The 861-nt window shown below is 61.8% G+C and carries 1 protein-coding gene; it reads right to left on the bottom strand.

Annotated elements, in window-relative coordinates; genetic code table 11:
- A partial coding sequence (locus M3A49_RS42355) for an APC family permease (RefSeq protein ID WP_266233989.1) occupies positions 1–861 on the bottom strand: 861 nt, incomplete at both ends.

The following is an 861-nucleotide window of genomic DNA, read 5'->3' as shown; positions in this document are numbered from 1 at the left end:
GGTCGTACCGGTGCCGCTCGGGCTCACGAAGGCATCGACGTAGAGCAGGATCGCAAGCCAGTTCAGGTTCAGCGCGATCGCGAGTTCCGCGAACGGCGACTTGAAGTTGAACGTGTTCCAGCCCTTCGCGACGTCGGCCGGATTGACCGCGCCGATATAGGCGATCTGCAGCAGCACGTAGATCACGAGCGCGCAGAGAATGGAGCCGATCACTGCAAACGGCACGCTCTTGGCCGGATTGCGCGCTTCACCCGCGAGGTTGATCGGGCTCTGGAAGCCGTTGAACGCGAACACGATGCCGCTCGTGGCGACCGCCGTGAATACCGCCGACCAGCCATACGGCGCGAACGTGGTCGTTTGGCCGAAATTCTCATGGTGGAAGCTTCCAGCCATCAGGCCAATGATCGTCAGACCCGGGATGATGAACTTGAAGATCGTGATCGCGCTGTTGGCACGCGCGAACAGCTTCACGCCCCAATAGTTGAGCATGAAGTAGATGATCACGAGAATCGCGGAGAGCCCGAGCCCTGAGTGAGTCAATGACCCGTCGACGAAGAGCGCGTGCGCCCACGCATAGGGCCAGGTGCTCATGTACTGGATCGAGGCCTCGGCTTCAATCGGGATCACCGAGACAATGGCGATCCAGTTTGCCCACGCGCTGATGAAGCCCACCAGTGCGCCGTGCGAGTAGCGGGCGTAGCGGACCATACCGCCCGACTCCGGGAACATCGCACCGAGTTCGGCATAGGTGAGCGCGATGGCCAGAATGACCACGGCGCCGATGATCCAGGCGCAAACGGCCGCCGGACCTGCAATTTTCGCCGCCTTCCACGCGCCGAACAGCCAGCCCGAACCGATGAT

It is taken from the genome of Paraburkholderia sp. CNPSo 3076 (genome assembly GCF_026343935.1).
Taxonomy (GTDB): Bacteria; Pseudomonadota; Gammaproteobacteria; order Burkholderiales; family Burkholderiaceae; genus Paraburkholderia; species Paraburkholderia nodosa.
The sequence above is the reverse complement of the archived record's forward strand: the minus strand, read 5'-3'. Positions and strand labels throughout refer to the sequence as shown.